Origin of the sequence: Stenotrophomonas sp. WED208 (genome assembly GCF_040984485.1) — a bacterium.
Classification (GTDB): domain Bacteria; phylum Pseudomonadota; class Gammaproteobacteria; order Xanthomonadales; family Xanthomonadaceae; genus Stenotrophomonas; species Stenotrophomonas riyadhensis.
Genome location: NZ_JAZARB010000001.1, coordinates 115,524 through 135,222 on the forward strand (window position 1 = coordinate 115,524; position 19,699 = coordinate 135,222).

A 19,699-nucleotide genomic window follows, 5' to 3' on the forward strand; every position below is an offset into this window, starting at 1 on the left:
GTCACCCGGTCGCATCCCGGCTTAACGAAATCCTCCTAAAGTGGTCCGGTATCCCACCGGTCACAGGCAGGAGGCGTCCCTTGGACGCGTTGTTGTTGTCCCGGATCCAGTTCGGATTCGTCATCAGTTTCCACGTGCTGTTCCCCGCCTTCACCATCGGTACGGCCAGCTGGCTGGCCTTCATCGAATGGCGGTGGCTGCGCACGAAGTTGCCCGTGTGGCGCGAGCTGTATTTCTTCTGGCAGAAGATCTTCGCCGTGTCGTTTGGCATGGGCGTGGTCAGCGGCATCGTCATGGCCTTCCAGTTCGGAACCAACTGGCCACGATTGAGCGAAGTGGCCGGCACGGTCATCGGCCCGCTGCTGACCTACGAGGTGCTGACCGCGTTCTTCCTGGAAGCCAGCTTCCTCGGCGTGATGATGTTCGGCTGGGGCCGGGTCTCGCCACGCCTGCATTTCCTGTCCACCTGCATGGTGGCGCTGGGCACGCTGTTCTCCACGTTCTGGATCCTGTCGTCCAACAGCTGGCTGCATACGCCGGCCGGCTACGAGATGGTCAACGGCATCGTGCATCCGGTGGACTGGTGGCGGGTGGTGTTCAATCCCTCGTTCCCCTATCGCCTTGCGCACATGGCGCTGGGTTCGTTCATCACCACCTGTTTCGTGATTGGTGGCGTGGGCGCGTGGTACCTGCGCAAGGGCACGCACGTGGAAGCGGGGCGGCGCATGCTGATCGCGGCGGTGGCGTTCGCCGCACTGACCGTGCCGGTACAGATCTTCGTCGGCGACATGCATGGCCTGAACACGCTCAAGCATCAGCCGATGAAGATCGCGGCGATGGAAGCGCACTGGCATGAAACCAAGGAAGGCGAGGGCGTGCCGCTGGTGGTGTTCGCGCTGCCGAACGAGAAGGAAGAGCGCAACGACTTCGAAGTGGCCATCCCGAAGCTGGGCAGCGTCATCCTCACCCACAGCCTGGACGGCACCTTCGACCCTCTCACCTCGGTGCCGGCCAGCGAACGTCCGCCGGTGACGCCGGTGTTCTTCGCCTTCCGCATCATGGTCGGGCTGGGCACGCTGATGCTGCTGCTGGCCTGGGTGTCGGCTTTCCAGCTGTGGCGCAGGAAGCTGCTGGATTCGCCGTGGCTGCTGCGCGGCTGGAACTGGATGCTGCCCAGCGGTTTCATCGCACTGCTGTCCGGCTGGTTCGTCACCGAGATGGGGCGCCAGCCGTGGGTGGTGTATGGCGTGCTGCGCACCGCCGATGCGGTGGGGCCGCAGAGCGCGTGGATGACCGCGCTGTCGCTGGGCGTCTATGTGGTTGGCTACGCCTTCGTGTTCGGTTGGGGCATCTGGTACCTGGTGAAGATCCTGCGGCATGGGCCGCAGCCGTATGCCGAGGGGCCGTCGCTGGACCATGGCAGCCATACCCCGGCACGTCCGTTGTCGGCCGCCGATGAACCGCTGGAGGAGCGCTGACATGGACCTGATGACCTGGCTGCCGGTGGCGTGGTTCGCGGTTATCGGCTTCGGCGTGCTGATGTACGTGGTGCTGGACGGCTTCGTGCTGGGCATCGGCATCCTCGCCCCGTTCGCCGAGGACGAGGAACAGCTGGACCTGATGATGAACACCGCCGCGCCGATCTGGGACGGCAACGAGACCTGGCTGGTACTGGGTGGCGCCGGCCTGCTGGCGGCGTTCCCAAAGGCGTATGCGGTGCTGCTGTCGGCGCTGTACCTGCCGGTGTTGCTGCTGGTGGTGGCGCTGGTGTTCCGCGGCGTGGCCTTCGAGTTCCGCTTCAAGGCGCATCGATCGCGCCGGCTGTGGAGCGTGGCGTTCGGCCTCGGTTCGCTGCTGGCCACGTTCGCCCAGGGCGTGATCCTCGGCACCCTGGTGCAGGGCATCCCGCTGGTGGACGGCGTCTATCAGGGCGGGCCGTTCGCCTGGTTCAGCCCGTTTGCGATGCTGACCGGCGCCGCGCTGGTGGCCGGCTATGCGCTGCTGGGCAGCACCTGGCTGATCCTGAAGACCGAAGGGCGCGTGCAGGCGCTGGCGCGGCAGATGACCCGGCCGCTGGTGGTGGCGGTGATCGCGGCGATGGGCCTGGTCAGCAGCTGGCTGCCGTTCCTCGATTCGCGCCTGATGGCGCGCTGGTTCAGCGACGGCAACTTCTGGTGGCTCTCGCCGGTGCCGTTGCTGACCCTGGCGGTGGCCGCCGCGCTGTGGCGCAGTGCCACCCACCCGCGCCGTGACCTGCCGCCGTTCCTGCTCAGCCTGGCCCTGTTCGTGCTCGGCTTCCTCGGCCTGGTGCTGGGCATGTGGCCTTATCTGCTGCCACCGTCGATGACCCTGTGGCAGGCCGCCGCGCCGGCGTCGTCGCTGGGCTTCACGCTGGTCGGGCTGGTCATATTGCTGCCGGTCATCCTCGGCTATACGGCGTGGTCCTACCGGGTATTCCGCGGCAAGGTGCACGCCGACACCGGTTACCACTGATCGATTGAACACGGGGCCTGCCGTTGCCGGGCCCCGTGTTGGGGAATGTGAAACCTGCACACCCTGGGCGGGACGTGCTAGCGTGCGCTCCTTTCCGGCGGCCAGGGGGGCAGCCGGCGACGTCCTGGACGGACGCACGGCTGCAGGAACGGGGGGCCGCCGCGCGTCGCCGTAGTGGCTCGTGCCTATCGTTCTCCCGTTGAAGCACCATCGCTAAATGATCGAATTCTCCATCGTCGACTGGGCCGCCTGGGCGCCCGGCCTGAGTGAGCGTAGCCAGTGGCTGGGCTGGGCCGATGCGCCGTACCTGCCGCACGGCGGGGACACGCCGGCGCTGGCCGAAGTGCCAGCGATGCAGCGCCGCCGCATCGAGCGGCTGGGCCGGATGGCGATCCAGGCCGCGTGCTGGTGCGAGGATGGACAGGGCGCGGACAGTGACGTGCCGCTGGTGTTCGCCAGCCGCCACGGCGACGTGGCCCGTTCGATGGACCTGCTGGGCGCGCTGGTTGGCGAGCAGCCGCTGTCGCCGACCGGATTCGGCCTGTCCGTGCACAACGCGATCGCCGCGCTGTACTCCATCGCCCGCGGCCACCGCGGCAATTACCTGGCGCTGGCCGCCGGGCAGGCGACGGTGGAGGCGGCCTGCCTGGAAGCCGCTGGCCTGCTGGCCGAGGGTGCCCGCGAGGTGCGGGTGGTGGTCTATGAATCGCCGCTTCCACAGATTTACGCGACGTTCGCCGACGAACCCGACCCGTTCTTTGCATGGTGCTGGCGCCTGACTGCCCCGGCAGAGGGCCGGCCGACGCTGTCGCTGCAGTGGCATCCGGCGGAAGGCCAGGCCACCACTGCGCCAGGCCTGTTGCCGCATGCGCTGGACCTGCACCGCTTCCTGCTGTCCGGTGCGCCGGCGCTGGAGCATGTCGCTCACGGCCAGCGCTGGTGCTGGGGGCGCCGTGGCTGAGGCGCTGCGCCGCCTCGATCATGCCTGGCGGGTGTTTGGCACCGGCCTGAGCTTTGCCGCATTCGGCGTGGGCGGCCTGCTGCTGGGCGTGCTGGTGATGCCGGTGCTGCTGCTGATGCGCGACCCGGTGGTCCGCCGCCGCCGGGCCCGCCGCGTGGTCCAGGTCGCCTTTGCCAGCCACCTGCGCCTGATGCGCGCGCTGGGGGTGATGACCTACCAGATCGAGGGCGGTGAACGCCTGCAGCGCGACGGTCTGCTGGTGCTGGCCAATCACCCGACCCTGATCGACGTGGTCTGCCTGATCTCGCTGCTGCCCAACGCCGACTGCGTGGTGAAGCGGGCCGTGGCCTGCAACCCGTTCATGCGCGGCCCAGTGCGGGCGGCCGGCTACATCGCCAACGATGACGGCGCCGGCCTGGTTGATGACTGCGTGGCGGCGGTGCATGCCGGCGGCACCCTGGTGATCTTCCCGGAGGGCACCCGCAGCGTGCCCGGACAGCCACCGCGGCTGCAGCGCGGGGCCGCCAACATCGCCGTACGGGGCCGGCTGGACATCACCCCGGTGCGGATCACCTGTACCCCGCCCACGTTGACCAAGGGACAGAAGTGGTATCGTGTCCCCTCACGTCGCTTTCACGTTCGGCTGCAGATCGGCGAAGATATCCCGATCGCGCCCTTCCTGGCCGATGACGACTCGCCAAGGGGGGATGCCTTGGCAGCACGCCGCGTCACCGAGCACCTTTCTCGTTACTTCGACCTGTCTGGAGATCCGAACCGTGCAAGCACTTGAGCACGAGATCAAGGAATTGATCATTTCCTCGCTTTCGCTGGAGGACATCACGCCGGAGGACATCGATCCGACCGCGCCGCTGTTCGTGGAGGGCCTCGGCCTGGATTCGATCGACGCGCTGGAGCTGGGCCTGGCGCTGCAGAAGAAGTACGGTGTCAGCCTCTCGGCCGATTCGGAAGAAACCCGTCGCCATTTCTCCAGCGTGCGCGCGCTCGGCGAGTTCGTCGCCGCCCGCCAGTCGTAACGGCGCCAGGAATTGCCATGACCAAGAATGAACTGTTCGAACGCATCGTCAGCATCCTGACCGACAGCTTCGAGATCGAAACCGCCCGGATCACCCCCGAGGCCCGCCTGTACGACGACCTGGACATCGACAGCATCGATGCGGTCGACCTGATCGTTCAGCTGAAGCCGCTGCTCGGCCGCAACCTGCAGCCGGAAGCGTTCAAGGCCGTGCGCACCGTGCAGGACATCGTCGATGTCGTGCATGGACTGCTGCCGGACCAGGCAGCCGCCTGACCGCAGCGCCGGCGGCTTCGCCATGGCTCGCGCACGTACCGTCGTGGTGGCAGCGATATCGCTCGCCTATCCACTGCTGGTGTACCTGGCGATGGGCCGTTTCGAGCCGCGCTGGCTGTCGCTGCTGCTGTTCACCCTGGCCCTGCTGCGTGCGCTGAGCACGCGACAGCCACTGTGGTGGGCGGCCGCCGCCGGCACCGGCCTGCTGGCGGTGCTGGCCACCGTGCTCAACCAGGCCCTGCCGTTGAAGCTGTACCCGGCGCTGGTCAATGCGGTGATGCTGGCGGTGTTCGGCACCAGCCTGCGTTTCGGGCCGCCGCTGGTGGAGCGCCTGGCGCGGCTGCAGGAGCCGGACCTGCCCCCGTTCGCGGTGGCCTATACCCGCCGCGTCACCCAGGTGTGGTGCGGCTTCTTCGTTTTCAACGGCAGCCTGGCCCTGCTGACCGCGCTGTACGCGTCGGACCGGGTCTGGATGCTCTACAACGGATTGTTGGCGTACGTGATGATGGGCGTGTTGTTCGCAGGTGAGTGGCTGGTGCGGCGGCGGGTGAAGGCGGCGCACGCGCATGGCTGAGTGGATTGCCCTGGACCGGCTGCTGCTGGAGGCGCGGCCGCATCGAAGCGTTGGCGTCTGCGATGGCGAGGTGATCGACCACGCCCGCTTCCGCCAGCGCGTACTGGCCTGGCGCGCCGCGTTTGCGGCGGCCGAAGGCCGTGACTGGGCCCTGTATTTCGACGACGCGGTGGCCTTCGCCGCGGCGCTGTTTGGTGCCTGGCATGCCGGCAAGCGGGTGTTCCTGGCCGCCGACAACCTGCCGGCCACGCTGCAGGCGCTGCAGCCGCAGGTGAGCGGCTTCGCAGGCGACGTGTCCGCCGATTACCGTCCGCTGATGGCGCGGGACGCCGCTCTGGATGACGAACTGCAGGCGCTGGACGAGCGTGCCTGCGAACTCTGCGTGTTCACCTCCGGCAGCACTGGCCAGCCGAGCGCGATCGGCAAGCGCCTGGACCAGCTGGCGCGCGAGGTGGAGGCGCTGCAGGCGGCCTTCGGCGCGCAGCTGGATGGCGTGCAGGTGCATGGCACGGTGTCGCACCAGCACATCTATGGCCTGTTGTTCCGCGTGCTGTGGCCGCTGGCTGCCGGCCGCCTGATCCACCCGCGCCGGTTCTTCCACGAAGACCTGGTGGCGGCGCTGTCCGGTACCGACACGGTGCTGGTGGCGACCCCGGCCCATCTCAAACGGCTGCCTGAGCAGCTTGACTGGGCCAGCCTGCAGGGGCGCCTGCGTGCGGTGTTCTCCTCCGGTGGCCCGCTGCCGGAAGACGCTGCGCGGCAGGTGCGGCAGTGGCTGGGCGTTGCCCCGACCGAGGTCTACGGCAGCAGCGAAACCGGCGGCATCGCCTGGCGCCGCTGGGATACGGATCTGCCGCCGTGGCAGCCGCTGCCGGGTGTGCAGTGGCGCATCGAGGAGGGCTGCCTGGCGGTGGCCTCCGCACATCTGGAAACCCCGGATTGGTGGCGTACCCAGGACCGCGTTGAAGCGTTGGCTGATGGCCGCTTCCGCCTGCTGGGCCGCGCCGACCGCATCGTCAAGATCGAAGAGCGCCGCGTTTCGCTGGATGCACTGGAACGTGCGTTGCGCGAAGACACCGAAGTCGATGACGTGCGCGTGCTGGTGCTGCCCGGGCAGCGCGAGCAGCTGGCCGCCGTGGTGGTGCCGGCTGACCTGGCATTGCTGGCCGGTGGCGATGCCGCGCGTCGCGCGCTCGCGCAACGTCTGGGGGCACGCCTGGCACAGGGCCATGACGCCGTCACCCGGCCGCGCCGCTGGCGACTGGTGCAGGCGCTGCCGATCAACGCACAGGGCAAGGTCACCCAGGCAGCACTGGCGGCGCTGTTCCAGCCGCTGATGCCGGTGCCGGTCTGGGAGCAGCGTGATACGGCCAGCGCCACATTGCGCATGACCCTCGATTCCGCGTTGCGACCGTTCCAGGGCCACTTCCCGCAGGCGGCGATCCTGCCCGGCGTGGCCCAGCTGGACTGGGCGGTGCGTTTCGGCCGCCAGGCGTTCACGATGCCGAGCGGTTTCCTGCGCATGGATGCGGTGAAGTTCCAGCACGTGGCCCGCCCGGGCGATGAGCTGACCCTGCAGCTGGACTGGGATGCCGCACGCAGCGTGCTGGCCTTCCGCTACACCTCCAGCCATGGTGTGCATGCCAGCGGCAAGGTGGTTTTCGCTGATGCGGACTGACCCGGCCGTTGCCGGTGCCGCGTTCGCGCCACTGGTGGTGATTCCCGTCTACGACCACGAGCACGCCATCGCGGCGGTGGTCGACGGCGTGCAGGCCGCCGGCCTGCCGTGCCTGCTGGTCGACGATGGCTCGCATGAGGCGTGCGCGGCATCAATGCGTTCGCTGGCACAGCGCCAGGGCGTCGACCTGCTGCGCCTGGACATCAACCAGGGCAAGGGCGGGGCGATGCTGGCCGGTTTCGCCGAGGCGGGCGCGCGTGGCTACAGCCACGTGCTGCAGATCGATGCCGACGGCCAGCACGATACCAGTGATCTGCCACGCTTCATCGAGGCTGCGCGCTCGCATCCCGATGCAGTGATCTGTGGCATTCCGGCCTACGACGCCAGCGTGCCGAAGGCGCGCCTGTACGGCCGCTACGCCACCCACATCTGGGTCTGGATCAACACGCTGTCGCTGCACCTGCGCGACACCATGTGCGGCTTCCGCGTGTATCCGCTGCCGCCGGTACTGCGCCTGATCGGTGAAGAAACCATCGGCCGGCGCATGGATTTCGATACCGAAGTGATGGTGCGCCTGTACTGGCGGCAGGTGCCGGTCGAGCACCTGGCCACCCGCGTGACCTATCCGGCCGACGGTGTGTCCCACTTCGATGTGTGGCGCGACAACGTGCGCATCAGCCGCATGCACACCCGCTTGTTCTTCGGCATGCTCTGGCGCGCACCGCGCCTGCTGTGGCGCCGCCTGCGGGGGCAGCGCTGAGATGGCGGCCGCGCAGGGTGCCCCGCACTGGGCCGACATCGGCGAATCGACGTCGGTGGCCGGCGTGCTGTTCCTGTGCTGGGTGCACCGCTGGTTCGGGCGCTGGCCGTTCCGCCTGTGCGTGTGGCCGGTGGTGGCCTGCCATTGGCTGGGCAACCGCGTCGGCCGCCAGGCCTCGATGCAGTACCTGCAGCGCCTGCAGGCATACAGCGGCGTGCTCGGCCACGCACCGACCCGGGGTGACAGCCTGCGCCACTTCTTCGCGTTTGCCGACACGATGCTGGACAAGATCCTCGGCCTGGGCGGGCGCTATCCGGCCGAACGCATCCACCTGCATCGCGACCTGGTGCTGGAAAAGATCGCGCGCCGCGAAGGCGGGCTGATCCTGACAGCGCACATCGGCTGCCTGGAACTGTGCCAGGTGCTGGCCGAACAGGTGCCTGGGTTCCGCATCACTGTGCTGGTGCACACCGCGCATGCGCAGCGCTTCAACCGCCTGCTGCAGCGGTTGGACCCGCTGGCGGCGGTGGAGCTGGTGCAGGTAACCGAAATGGGCCCGGCCACGGCGGTGATGCTGGCCGAGCGCGTGGCGGCGGGTGGCTTCGTCGCCATCGTCGGCGACCGCACGCCGGTGCAGGGCGGCCGCAGCGTTACCGCCGATTTCCTTGGCCACCGCGCGCCGTTCCCGATCGGCGCCTATGTGCTCGCCGCCGCGCTGGGCTGCCCGGTCTACACCATGGCCTGCCTGCACCAGGGCGAGGGCTATCGCGTGGCGTTTGAACAGTTCGCCGAACGCATCGTGCTGCCGCGTGGCTCGCGCGACGCCGCACTGGCCGAACAGGCGCAGCGCTTCGCGCGCTGGCTGGAACTCCAGGTCATCCAGTCCCCGTTGGACTGGTTCAATTTCTTCCCCTTCTGGGATCAGGCTCCGCATGACGACTGACGCCGTACCCGTGTGCCGCTTTGGCGATGCACCGTTGACCATCGAAGATGTGGTTGCCCTGGCCCAGCGCCAGTGCGAGGCCGCGCTGAGCGACGCGCCGGCGTTCCGCGCGCACATCCAGCGCGGTGCCGACTTCCTTGATCGCCTGCTGCGCGAGGACGGTGTGATCTATGGTGTGACCACCGGCTATGGCGATTCGTGCACGGTGAACATCCCGCCGGCGCTGGTGGCTGAGCTGCCACACCACCTGTACACCTACCATGGCTGTGGCCTGGGCCGTTACCTGGACCCGGTAGAGACCCGTGCGGTGCTGGCCGCGCGCCTGGCCTCGCTGGTGCGCGGCATGTCCGGTGTCAGCGTGCCGCTGCTGGAAGGCCTGGCCACGCTGCTGCAGCACGATGTACTGCCGCTGATTCCGGCCGAAGGCTCGGTGGGTGCCAGCGGTGACCTGACGCCGCTGTCGTACGTGGCGGCGGTGCTGTGCGGCGAGCGCGAGGTGCTGCACGACGGCCGCGTGCAGCCTGCGGCCGAGGTGCTGGCGAAGATCGGCATGACCCCGCTGAAGCTGCGGCCGAAGGAAGGCCTGGCGATCATGAACGGTACCGCGGTGATGACCGGCCTGGCCTGCCTGGCCTGGCAGCGCGCCGACTACCTGGCGCGCATGGCCACGCGCCTGACCGCGTTCAACGTGCTGTCCAGCGACGGCAATGCGCACCACTTCGACGAAACCCTGTTCGCGGCCAAGCCGCACCCGGGCCAGGGCCGCATCGCCGCGCGCCTGCGCAGCGACCTGCACAGTGAGCGTCCGCCGCGCAATGAACAGCGGCTGCAGGACCGCTACTCGCTGCGTTGCGCACCGCATGTGATCGGCGTGCTGGAGGACAGCCTGCCGTTCCTGCGCCAGCTGATCGAAACCGAACTGAACAGCGCCAACGACAACCCGCTGATCGATGCCGACGGCGAGCGCATCCTGCACGGCGGCCATTTCTACGGCGGCCACATCGCGCTGGCGATGGACACCCTGAAGAACACCGTGGCCAACGTTGCCGATCTGCTCGACCGGCAGCTGGCGCTGGTGGTCGATGCCCGTTACAACCATGGCCTGCCGGCCAACCTGTCGGCGGCCACTGGCCCGCGCGCGGCCATCAACCATGGCCTGAAGGCGCTGCAGATCAGCGTGTCGGCCTGGACTGCCGAAGCGCTGAAGCAGACCATGCCGGCCAGCGTGTTCTCGCGTTCCACCGAGTGCCACAACCAGGACAAGGTCAGCATGGGCACCATCGCCGCGCGCGACTGCCTGCGGGTGATCGAGCTGACTGAACAGGTGGTGGCCGCGATGCTGATCGCTGCCCGCCAGGGCCTGGCGCTGCGCGAACGGGTTGGCCTGAACGCGCAGCTGCCTGGCAGTCTGGCCGACATGTACGCCGACCTGGGGCAGCGCATCGCCCTGGTTGAAGAAGACCGCGCGCTGGATCGCGAACTGCGGGAACTGCTGGTGGAGATCCGCGCGCAACGTTGGGAGCTGTATGCCGGTGAATGAGGCCATTGAACGGGTTGGCGAGATTGCGTTGACCCCCGCCTTCCATGATTGCGATCCGATGAACGTGGTCTGGCATGGCAACTACTTCAAGTACTTCGAGATCGCGCGCTGCGCGCTGCTCGGCCGCTACGACTACGACTACCCGCAGATGCTTGAATCGGGCTACCTGTGGCCGGTGGTCGATGCGCGGGTGAAGTACGTGCGTCCGTTGCTGTTCAACCAGGCCCTGCGCGTGATCGCGCGCATCGTGGAATGGGAGAACCGGCTGAAGATCGAGTACGAAATTCTCGATGCGCAGAGCGGCCAGGTGCTGACCCGTGCGATGACCATCCAGGTTGCGGTGGACGCGACCAGCAAGGAAATGCTGTACCAGTGCCCGCCGGTACTGTGGGAACGCCTGGGAGTGCCTGCGCCATGAACCGAGCCAACCGTTTTGCGCGCGCACTGCTGTGCGCGTTGCTGCTGCTGGCCGCACCGCTGGTGCAGGCCGCCGACCCCGCCATCGATGCGATTACCCAGGCGGTGGCGCGGCCGGACGTGCTGCGCGGCCAGTTCAGCCAGGAAAAGCAGGTCAGCGGCTTCAAGAACCCGCTGCGCTCGCAGGGCCAGTTCGTGGTCGCGCGCCAGCACGGCGTGATCTGGACCACGCTCAAGCCGTTCCCTTCCGAAGTGGTGGTCACCGCCGACCGCATCCTCAGCCGCCAGCGCGATGGCAGCACCCGTGTCGAGCTCGATGCACGGCAGCAGCCGGCGATGCGTTCGGTGAACGCGATCATGTTCGCGCTGATGAGTGGCGACGTACAGGCGCTGTCCAGCCAGTTCAACGTGGCGGCCAGCCGTGAAGGACAGGGCTGGCGGCTGCGCCTGACGCCGAAGTCGGCGATGCTGGCCAAGGCTTTCGAATCGCTGACCCTGCAGGGTGACCGCTACGTGCGCCAGGTCGAAATCGTGGAGGCCAACAAGGACCGCACGCAGATCCAGTTCAGCGCATTGAGCGAGACGCCGGCCACGCTCAATGCCGACGAGGCGCGCCGCTTTGAGTGAGGGTGCCGCATCGAACGCACCGGAGCGGTTGCGGCGCTGGTGGCACTGGCTGGGCATTGCCTGGCTGCTGGTGCTGCTGGTGATGGGCGCGCAGCAGTGGCGCCTGTGGAGCCAGCAATCGCGGATCGACACCGACATCCTGGCGCTGCTGCCACAGGATGCGCACGACCGCCTGTTGAGCGACGTCACCCGGCGCATCGCCGATGGCAGTTCGCGGCAGGTGGTGGTGCTGCTGGGCAGCAAGGACGGCACCGCCGCCAAGCGTGCGCAGGCGGCTTTTGCCGCGGCCATGGCCAAGGACGCCGATCACGCCCTGCTGGTGCCCAGTGGCTCGATCGAAGGCTGGTTCGATGAGGCGCGCGCGTTCTACGCGCCGTACCGTGACCGCCTGCTGACCCCGGCCCAGCGCGAGCAGCTGCAGGGCAGCGAGCCGGGCGCGCTGGCCGAACAGGCGTTGGCCGCGCTGTACGGCCCGATGGGCGCGCCGCGCCTGACCGACTGGCGGCAGGACCCGTTGTCGCTGTGGCCGCAGTGGTGGCAGCAGCAGGCGCAGGGTTCGGGACTGCGGCTGGGAGATGACGGCCTGCTCGAAGCCGAGGACAGGCATTGGGCCGCGCTGCAGTTCGACACGCCGGGTTCGGCGTTCCAGCTCGACGGCGAACGCCATCTTGACGGCCTGCTGGAACGTGCCGGGCAGGCAGCAAAAGCGGCCGCTCCGGATCTGGAGATCCTGCATGCCGGCGTGCCGCTGCATGCCGAAGCGGCCGCGGTGCAGGCCAACCAGGAGATCAACACCATCGGTTGGGGCTCACTGGCGGCGGTACTGCTGCTGGTGTGGCTGGCGTTCCGTTCGCTGCGGCCGATCCTGCTGGTCGCCGCGTCATTGCTGATCGGCTGTGGCGTGGCGCTGGCGGTGACCGTGCTGGTGTTCGGCAAGGTGCACGTGCTGACCCTGGTGTTCGGTGCATCGCTGGTGGGCGTGGCCGAGGATTACGGCATCCACTGGTTCGCTTCGCGCCAGGCCGAGCCGGCCGATCGTCGCTGGAAGCTGCTGCGGCACCTGCTGCCGGGCCTCTGGCTGGCGCTGCTGACCAGCGCGCTGGCCTACCTGGCATTGGGCCTGGCCCCGTTCCCGGGCCTGCGCCAGATGGCGCTGTTCTCGGTGGTCGGCCTGGCTGCCGCCTTCCTTACGGTGATCTTCTGGTTTCCGTGGCTGGATGGCGGTGAGATCCGCCAGACCCGTTTCTCGCAGTGGCTGGGCAACACGCTGGAGCGCTTCCCGCGGTTGCATGGCCGTCGCCCGGTGACGGTGTTCGTGGTGATCACGCTGGCGCTGTCTGCCATCGGCATCGCCCGCCTGCACAGCAACGACGACCTGCGCAGCCTGCAGTCTTCGCCGCCGGCGCTGATGGCGCAGCAGATCCGCCTGAGCCAGCTGCTGGGCATGCCCAGCCCGGCGCAGTTCTACCTGGTGCAGGGTGCGGACGCCGCGCAGCTGCTGCAGCGCGAAGAAGCGCTGACCGAACGCCTGCGTGTGCTGGCCAACGACAAGCGCATTGGTGGCTACCGCGCGATCAGCGACTGGCTGCCGTCGCCGGCACGCCAGCAGGCCGATGCCGCGCTGACCGCGAAGGTGGAACCGGGCGTGCTGGATGCGGTGTCCGAGGCGGTCGGCGAACCGCTGCCGCGCCCGGACTTCGCCGCAACGGCGCTGACCGCAGAGGCGTTCCTGGCCTCGCCGGCGTCGCAGCCGTTCCGTCATCTGTGGGTGGGTGAGGTCGGTGGGCAGATGATCAGCGTGGTGATGGTCGATGACCTGTCGCGCGCCGATGCGCTGGCCACCCTGCAGGGCGCGGCCGAAGGCCTGCCGGGCGTGCGCTGGGTGGATCGCACCGCCGACTTCTCCATGCTGCTGGGCCACTACCGCAAGCTGATGGGCGGGCTGCTGCTGGTCGGCATCGTGCTGGTGTTCGGCGCGCTGTGGCTGCGCTACCGCCGCCAGGCCTGGCGCGTGTTCGCGCCGACCCTGATTGCCGGTGCCTTGACCCTGGGCCTGCTGGGTCTGTTCGGCCAGCCGCTGCAGCTGTTCAACGTGCTGGCACTGATGCTGCTGCTGGGCATGGGCATCGACTACGGCATCTTCCTGATCGAGCACCGTGGCGATGCCAGCGCCTGGCTGGCAGTGTGCGTGGGCGCGGCCAGCACCTGGCTGTCGTTCGGCCTGCTGGGCCTGTCGCAGACCCCGGCGCTGCGCGCGTTCGGCCTGACCCTGCTGTTCGGCATCGGCCTGGTCTGGCTGATCTCGCCGCTGTTCAGGCCGCCGCCGCACGACCTGCCGTCGGCCTGAGCCTGTTTCCCGACTTCCTTCCTTCCACTTGATCGAGCAACAAGGACGCACCGATGAATACTGCTGTGGATGCTGTCGAACGTACTGAAATCCTGATCATCGGTGCGGGCCCGGCCGGCTCGGTGGCCGCCGCGATGCTGCGCCAGCAGGGTCGCCAGGTGCTGATGCTGGAGCGTCAGCAGTTCCCGCGCTTCTCGATCGGTGAAAGCCTGCTGCCGCAGAGCATGGAGTACATCGAAGCGGCAGGCCTGCTGCAGGACGTAGTCGAGGCCGGGTTCCAGCACAAGAACGGCGCCGCCTTCGTGCATGGCGAGGCGCGTACCGCGTTCGACTTCAGGAAGAAGTTCTCGCCCGGTTGGGGTACCACCTACCAGGTGCAGCGCGCCGACTTCGACAACGTGCTGGCGCGCGGTGCCGAGCGCATGGGCACTACGCTGCGCTTCGGCGATGAAGTGCTTGCGGTCGAGCCGGGCGAGCATCCGGCGGTCACCGTGCGTCGTCCGGATGGCAGCGAGTACCGCATCGAGGCCGATTTCATCCTCGACGCCTCCGGCTTCGCGCGCCTGCTGCCGCGCCTGCTGCAGCTGGAATCGCCGTCCAACTTCCCGGTGCGCGGGGCGATCTTCTGCCACGTGCGCGACAACATTCCGGCCGAAGCGGACTTCGATCGCAACAAGATCCTGATCACCACCCATCCCGAGCACATCGACGTCTGGTACTGGACGATCCCGTTCTCCAACGGCTGCTGCTCGCTGGGCGTGGTCGCCGAGCCGTCGTTCTTCGAGCGCTACGAAGGCGACGACCTGCAGAAGCTGCAGGCCATCGTCGGCGAGGACCCCAACCTGACCCGGCTGCTGGCCAACGCCGAATGGGCGGTGCTGCCGGTGCGGCGGATCACCGGTTACTCGGCCAATGTCAGTTCGCTGTGGGGCCCGGGCTACGCCCTGCTGGGCAATGCCGGCGAGTTCCTCGACCCGGTGTTCTCCTCCGGCGTCACCATCGCCTTCAAGTCCGCGCAGCTGGCCAGCGAGTGCCTGGCGCGCCGCTATGCCGGCGAAACCGTCGACTGGGAAGCCGACTTCTCGATCCCGCTGCGCGCCGGTGTGAAGACCTTCCGCCGCTTCGTCGAAAGCTGGTACGAAGGCGGTTTCCAGAAGATCATCTACCACCCGCAGCAGCAGCCTGAAGTGCGCGACATGATCAGCTCCATCCTGGCCGGCTACGCCTGGGACACCAACAACCCGTACGTGGCCGACGAAAGCGGCCGCCGTATGCGCGTGCTGGAGCAGCTGTGCAGCGCCTGATCGCCCGTACTGCAGCGCTGCTGCTGTGCCTGCTGCTGGCCGCGTGTGCCGGCCGCATGCCCAAGCCATTGGTGGAGCTGCCGCCGCTGCGCCTGTCACCGGCCAGCCTGCCGGCGCCGCTGGCGCTGCAGCAGCAGCTGCATTTCCGCTTCGGCACGCATGAGCGCGACCTGGATGCTCTGCTGGAAGCCGATGCGCAGCAGGTGCAGCTGGCGGTGCAGGCGATGGGCCAGACTGGCGTGCGCCTGCAGTGGGACGGCCAGCAGCTGACCCAGCAGCGCGCGCCGTGGCTGCCGCCGCAGGTGCGTGCCGAGCGCGTACTGGATGACCTGCAGTTCGCGCTGTGGCCGACCGCGGCCATCGCCGCCGCGTTGCCGGCAGGTTGGCAGGTCAGCGATGACGGCCATCAGCGCAGCCTGTCGCGCGACGGCACGGTGTGGCTGCAGCTGCAGCGCCTGGACGATGGCAGCGTGCAGTTGGACAACCGCGCCGAAGGCTACGCGCTGCGCATCGAATCGATCGACATGGCCGGGCCGGACCGATGAGTGCACCGATCTACCTGAACGACCTGGGCGTGGTCTGTGCGCTCGGCGATGGCCGCGCCGCGGTGACCTCGGCCATGTTCGCCGATGTGCCGGGCGGCCTCAGCGACAACGACAGCCTGCTGCCGGGGCGCACCCTGGCACTGGGCGAAGTGCGCACGCCGCTGCCGGCGCTGGAGGACCTGCCGGTGCCGCTGCGCGGGCGCAACAACGCGCTACTGGACGTGGCACTGGCGCAGATCGCACCGGCAGTGGCCGCCGCGATCGCCCGCCATGGCGCCGAGCGCGTGGCGGTGGTGCTGGGCACCAGCACCTCGGGCATCGGTGAATCCGAGCAGGCCCTGCGCAGCCACGCCGAGCAGGGCCAGTGGCCGACCGGGTTCGACTATGCCCAGCAGGAAATGGGCACCGCCGCGCAGTTCGTGCGCCAGCGCAGCGGCGCGCAGGGGCCGGCATGGACCCTGTCCACCGCCTGTTCGTCCAGCGCCAAGGCGCTGATGTCGGCCGCGCGCATGCTGCGCGCCGGCATCGTCGATGCGGTGATTGCCGGCGGTGCCGATTCGCTGTGCCGCTTCACCGTGGCCGGCTTCAGCGCGTTGGAATCGGTGTCGGCCCTGCGCTGCAATCCGTTCTCGCAGCACCGCGCCGGCATCAACATCGGCGAGGGCGCCGCGCTGTTCCTGCTTACCCGCGAGCCGGGTCCGGTGTGCCTGGCCGGGTGGGGCGAATCGGCTGATGCCCATCACATGTCGGCGCCGGATCCGCAGGGGCTGGGCGCCATCGACGCGCTGCAGCAGGCACTGCTGCGTGCGGGCTGGGGCGCCGACGAAGTGGACTACGTGAACCTGCATGGCACGGCCACCGGGCACAACGATGCGATGGAAAGCCTGGCGGTCTCGCAGGTGCTGGGCAATGGCGTACCGGCCAGCTCCACCAAGCCGTTGACCGGCCATACGCTGGGCGCTTCGGGTGCGATCGAGGCAGCGCTGTGCTGGATCCTGCTGGCCGAGAACCCGCAGCAGCAGCTGCCACCGCACTGGTGGGACGGCGTGGCCGACCCCGCACTGCCGGTGCTGCCGCTGGTCGCGCCGGGCTCCTGCCTGGCGCAGGCGCCGCGGCGGGTGCTGAGCAATTCGTTCGCCTTCGGCGGCAGCAATGCCGTGCTGGCGCTGGAGCGCCGATGAACACCCTGTACGCGATCGAGGACGTGGTGCCGCACCGCCAGGACATGTGCCTGCTGGAGCGCATCACGCAGTGGGACCAGGAGGCCATCGAGGCCGAACTGGTGGTGCCCGAAACCGGGCTGTTCGTGGAGAACGGCGAAGTGCCGGCGTGGGTCGGCATCGAATACATGGCGCAGGCCATCGCGGCCTGGGCCGGTTGCCGTGCACGTGCGGCCGGCAATCCGCCGCAGCTCGGCTTCCTGCTTGGCAGCCGGCGCTACAGCAGCCGCTGCAGCGGCTTTCCCAGTGGCACCCGGCTGCGCGTACAGGCGCGCTGCGAGCTGTTGGGCGACAATGGATTGGGGATGTTCGCCTGCCGCATCCTGGCGGGCGAGGACGAATGGGCGACAGCCAACGTGTCGGTGTTCGAGCCGGCCGACGCGATGGCCTATCTGGAGAGTGGACAGGCATGACAGGGAATCGAAGTGTGCTGGTGACCGGCGCCAGCCGGGGCATCGGCCGGGCCATTGCGCTGCGCATCGCGCGCGATGGCTTCGACGTGGTGGTGCATTGCCGCAGCCGCCTGGAAGAAGCACAGGCCGTGGTGGCCGAGATCCAGGCCTTGGGCCAGCAGGCCCGCGTGCTGGCGTTCGACGTAGCCGACCGCGAGGCCGCACGCGCCGCGCTGGAGGCCGATGTCGAAGCGCACGGCGCGTACTACGGCGTGGTCTGCAACGCCGGCATCGCCCGTGATGGCGCCTTCCCGGCGCTGTCGGCGGACGATTGGGACCAGGTGATCCACACCAATCTGGATGGCTTCTACAACGTACTGCATCCGTTGATCATGCCGATGGTGCGGCGGCGCAAGCCCGGTCGCATCGTCACCCTGTCGTCGGTGTCCGGCCTGGCAGGCAACCGCGGGCAGGTCAACTACAGCGCCGCCAAGGCCGGCATCATCGGTGCCACCAAGGCGCTGGCGCTGGAACTGGCCAGCCGCCAGATCACCGTCAACTGCGTGGCCCCGGGCCTGATCGAGACCGAAATGCTCAACGACGAAGTGGTTGAACACGCGCTCAAACTGATTCCCGCAGGCCGTGTCGGTCGTCCGGACGAAGTGGCGGCCACGGTTGCATTCCTGCTGTCCGAGCCGGCCGGCTACATCACCCGCCAGGTGATCTCGGTGAACGGAGGCATGCTCTGATGGCCGCCGATCGTCGCGTGGTGGTCACCGGTGCTGCCGCCATCAGCCCACTCGGGCATGACTGGCCGACCATCGAAGCGCACCTGCGCAGTTGCCGCAATGCCGTGCGCACGATGCCCGAATGGGATGTCTACGCTGGCCTGAACACCAAGCTGGCCGCCCCGGCGCAGGACTTCGAGCTGCCGCCGAACTACAACCGCAAGACCACCCGCTCGATGGGCAAGGTCGCGATCATGTCGGTGCGCGCCACCGAGGTGGCACTGCGCGAGGCTGGCCTGCACGAGCACCCGGTGCTGCGCAGTGGCCGTACCGGCGTGGCCTACGGCTCGTCCTCGGGCAGCCACGAGGCCACCGGCGAATTCGGGCGCATGCTCAACGAATTCACCACCGAAGGCATCAGTGCCACCACCTACCTGAAGATGATGAGCCACACCGCGCCGGTCAACATCGGTGTGTTCTTTGGTTTGTCCGGACGCGTCTACACCACCTCCAGTGCCTGCACCTCGGGCAGCCAGGGCGTGGGCGCGGCCTATGAGGCCATCCGCAGCGGCAAGCAGACGGTGATGGTGGCCGGCGGTGCCGAGCAGCTCGATGCCACCGCCGCGGCGGTGTTCGACACCCTGTTCGCCACCAGCGTGCGCAACGATGCACCACAGACCACCCCGCGCCCGTTCGATGCCGGCCGTGATGGCCTGGTGCTGGGCGAGGGCGCCTGCACGCTGATCCTGGAAGACCTGGAGCACGCGCAGGCGCGTGGCGCCACCATCCTTGCCGAGGTGGTCGGCTACGGCACCAACAGCGATGGCCAGCACGTCACCCAGCCCAGTGCCGACACCATGGCCCATGCCATGCGCCTGGCGCTGGAGGATGCCGGGCTGGACGCGGCGCAGATCGACTACGTCAACGCCCACGGCACCGCCACCGACCACGGTGACATCGCCGAGACCCAGGCGACCGCGCAGGTGTTTGGCAGCCGCATCCCGATCAGCTCGCTGAAGAGCTACGTCGGCCACATGCTGGGTGCCTGTGGCGCGTTCGAGGCCTGGCTGAGCATCGAGATGATGCGCGCCGGCTGGTTCGCGCCCACCCTGAACCTGGCCGAGGTCGATCCGCGCTGTGGCCAGCTCGACTTCATCACCGGCCAAGGCCGCGAACTGCAGGCCGAATACGTGATGAGCAACAACTTCGCCTTCGGCGGCATCAACACCTCGCTGGTGTTCCGCCGCTGGCGCGAGTGATCCACCGCCCCACTGCACTGTTTCCGCTACCCACCCGCACCCTCGACAAGGAGATGTTCCGATGCGCCGCACCCTGATGATCGCTACGGCCACCGCGCTGCTGGCCCTGACCTCCACCGCCTCCGCCCGCGATACCCGCGTCGAGCAGTCCCTGCAGGAGCTGGTCAGCTCGCAGGCTGCCAAGGACGCCGGCATCGACGGCAGCGTGCGCTTCTACCTGGCGGGACAGCCGGTGAGCGTGCAGCAGCGCCTGGGCGAAGACGTGACCAACAAGAAGACCAACGCCGCCAACAAGAGCGACGCGGAGGCCTGCCGCTGGGTTGCGCTGTCGGCGCTGCGCGCGCTGCAGGACGGCGCCAGGTCGCGCGGCGCCAACGCGGTGGTCGACATCGTCAGCTATTACAAGAAGAACGAGTTCAAGAGCACGACCAACTACGAGTGCTGGGCCGGCACCTTCGTCGCCGGTGTGGCGCTGAAGGGCACCTACGCCAAGGTCAAGTAAGCGCCCGTGTGGCGGCGGCGCTGCCTGAACGCCGCCGCCACATTGCTGAACCCCGCTGGGGAAACGCCGTCGATCACGCCGCCATCGTCGGCTGACGGCT

Annotated in this window: 21 protein-coding genes; all 21 read left to right on the plus strand. The window is 68.5% G+C overall.

Annotated elements, in window-relative coordinates:
* Positions 1-80: 80 nt before the first annotated feature.
* The gene (locus VPH47_RS00445; protein ID WP_368849874.1) at positions 81-1,478 is read left to right on the plus strand and encodes a cytochrome ubiquinol oxidase subunit I; all 1,398 of its coding nucleotides are present in this window, start codon (positions 81-83) and stop codon (positions 1,476-1,478) included.
* 1 nt (position 1,479) lies between these two features.
* Positions 1,480-2,493, plus strand: a complete 1,014-nt coding sequence (gene cydB, locus VPH47_RS00450; RefSeq protein WP_005414876.1) for a cytochrome d ubiquinol oxidase subunit II — start codon at positions 1,480-1,482, stop codon at positions 2,491-2,493.
* 217 nt (positions 2,494-2,710) lie between these two features.
* Positions 2,711-3,454: a beta-ketoacyl synthase chain length factor gene (locus VPH47_RS00455; RefSeq protein WP_110714121.1), complete on the plus strand. Its 744-nt coding sequence runs from the start codon at positions 2,711-2,713 to the stop codon at positions 3,452-3,454.
* Entirely contained in the window at positions 3,447-4,244 is a 798-nt protein-coding gene (locus VPH47_RS00460; RefSeq protein WP_132811026.1) for a 1-acyl-sn-glycerol-3-phosphate acyltransferase, read from the plus strand. Before VPH47_RS00455 ends, VPH47_RS00460 begins: the two co-directional genes overlap by 8 nt.
* Complete coding sequence (locus tag VPH47_RS00465) at positions 4,231-4,488, plus strand: phosphopantetheine-binding protein (protein ID WP_005411610.1); 258 nt, start codon at positions 4,231-4,233, stop codon at positions 4,486-4,488. The genes VPH47_RS00460 and VPH47_RS00465 overlap by 14 nt, the downstream gene beginning before the upstream one ends.
* Positions 4,489-4,505: 17 nt before the next feature.
* Complete coding sequence (locus tag VPH47_RS00470) at positions 4,506-4,763, plus strand: acyl carrier protein (RefSeq protein ID WP_005411609.1); 258 nt, start codon at positions 4,506-4,508, stop codon at positions 4,761-4,763.
* Between the two features lie 22 nt (positions 4,764-4,785).
* Positions 4,786-5,337 (plus strand): hypothetical protein, encoded by a 552-nt coding sequence (locus VPH47_RS00475; RefSeq protein ID WP_132811025.1) that lies wholly within the window; start codon positions 4,786-4,788, stop codon positions 5,335-5,337.
* Positions 5,330-7,015 carry an AMP-binding protein gene (locus VPH47_RS00480; RefSeq protein ID WP_368849875.1) on the plus strand — a complete coding sequence of 562 codons (1,686 nt, stop codon included), beginning with the start codon at positions 5,330-5,332 and terminating at the stop codon, positions 7,013-7,015. Before VPH47_RS00475 ends, VPH47_RS00480 begins: the two co-directional genes overlap by 8 nt.
* Positions 7,005-7,775, plus strand: coding sequence for a glycosyltransferase family 2 protein (locus tag VPH47_RS00485; RefSeq protein WP_368849876.1), 771 nt, complete (start codon positions 7,005-7,007; stop codon positions 7,773-7,775). Before VPH47_RS00480 ends, VPH47_RS00485 begins: the two co-directional genes overlap by 11 nt.
* Before the next feature lies 1 nt (position 7,776).
* Positions 7,777-8,718 (plus strand): acyltransferase, encoded by a 942-nt coding sequence (locus VPH47_RS00490; protein ID WP_368849877.1) that lies wholly within the window; start codon positions 7,777-7,779, stop codon positions 8,716-8,718.
* A complete protein-coding gene (gene hutH / locus VPH47_RS00495; RefSeq protein ID WP_368849878.1) occupies positions 8,708-10,258 on the plus strand; it encodes a histidine ammonia-lyase in 1,551 nt (516 codons plus the stop codon). Before VPH47_RS00490 ends, hutH begins: the two co-directional genes overlap by 11 nt.
* Complete coding sequence (locus VPH47_RS00500; RefSeq protein ID WP_110714115.1) at positions 10,245-10,676, plus strand: thioesterase family protein; 432 nt, start codon at positions 10,245-10,247, stop codon at positions 10,674-10,676. Before hutH ends, VPH47_RS00500 begins: the two co-directional genes overlap by 14 nt.
* Positions 10,673-11,302, plus strand: a complete 630-nt coding sequence (locus tag VPH47_RS00505; RefSeq protein ID WP_197611829.1) for an outer membrane lipoprotein carrier protein LolA — start codon at positions 10,673-10,675, stop codon at positions 11,300-11,302. The genes VPH47_RS00500 and VPH47_RS00505 overlap by 4 nt, the downstream gene beginning before the upstream one ends.
* Positions 11,274-13,649 carry an MMPL family transporter gene (locus tag VPH47_RS00510; protein ID WP_368849879.1) on the plus strand — a complete coding sequence of 792 codons (2,376 nt, stop codon included), beginning with the start codon at positions 11,274-11,276 and terminating at the stop codon, positions 13,647-13,649. Before VPH47_RS00505 ends, VPH47_RS00510 begins: the two co-directional genes overlap by 29 nt.
* 53 nt (positions 13,650-13,702) lie before the next feature.
* Positions 13,703-14,953 carry an NAD(P)/FAD-dependent oxidoreductase gene (locus tag VPH47_RS00515; protein WP_368849880.1) on the plus strand — a complete coding sequence of 417 codons (1,251 nt, stop codon included), beginning with the start codon at positions 13,703-13,705 and terminating at the stop codon, positions 14,951-14,953.
* Entirely contained in the window at positions 14,941-15,498 is a 558-nt protein-coding gene (locus VPH47_RS00520; RefSeq protein WP_110714111.1) for a DUF3261 domain-containing protein, read from the plus strand. Before VPH47_RS00515 ends, VPH47_RS00520 begins: the two co-directional genes overlap by 13 nt.
* Positions 15,495-16,679, plus strand: coding sequence for a beta-ketoacyl-ACP synthase (locus VPH47_RS00525; RefSeq protein ID WP_368849881.1), 1,185 nt, complete (start codon positions 15,495-15,497; stop codon positions 16,677-16,679). Before VPH47_RS00520 ends, VPH47_RS00525 begins: the two co-directional genes overlap by 4 nt.
* On the plus strand, positions 16,676-17,131 hold the full coding sequence (locus VPH47_RS00530; protein ID WP_164162173.1) for a hotdog family protein: 456 nt from the start codon (positions 16,676-16,678) through the stop codon (positions 17,129-17,131). The genes VPH47_RS00525 and VPH47_RS00530 overlap by 4 nt, the downstream gene beginning before the upstream one ends.
* Positions 17,128-17,859: a 3-ketoacyl-ACP reductase FabG2 gene (locus tag VPH47_RS00535; RefSeq protein ID WP_110714108.1), complete on the plus strand. Its 732-nt coding sequence runs from the start codon at positions 17,128-17,130 to the stop codon at positions 17,857-17,859. The genes VPH47_RS00530 and VPH47_RS00535 overlap by 4 nt, the downstream gene beginning before the upstream one ends.
* The gene (locus VPH47_RS00540; protein ID WP_368849882.1) at positions 17,859-19,097 is read left to right on the plus strand and encodes a beta-ketoacyl-ACP synthase; all 1,239 of its coding nucleotides are present in this window, start codon (positions 17,859-17,861) and stop codon (positions 19,095-19,097) included. The genes VPH47_RS00535 and VPH47_RS00540 overlap by 1 nt, the downstream gene beginning before the upstream one ends.
* Before the next feature lie 61 nt (positions 19,098-19,158).
* Positions 19,159-19,599, plus strand: coding sequence for a hypothetical protein (locus VPH47_RS00545; RefSeq protein WP_014038922.1), 441 nt, complete (start codon positions 19,159-19,161; stop codon positions 19,597-19,599).
* The last annotated feature ends 100 nt before the right edge of the window (positions 19,600-19,699 follow it).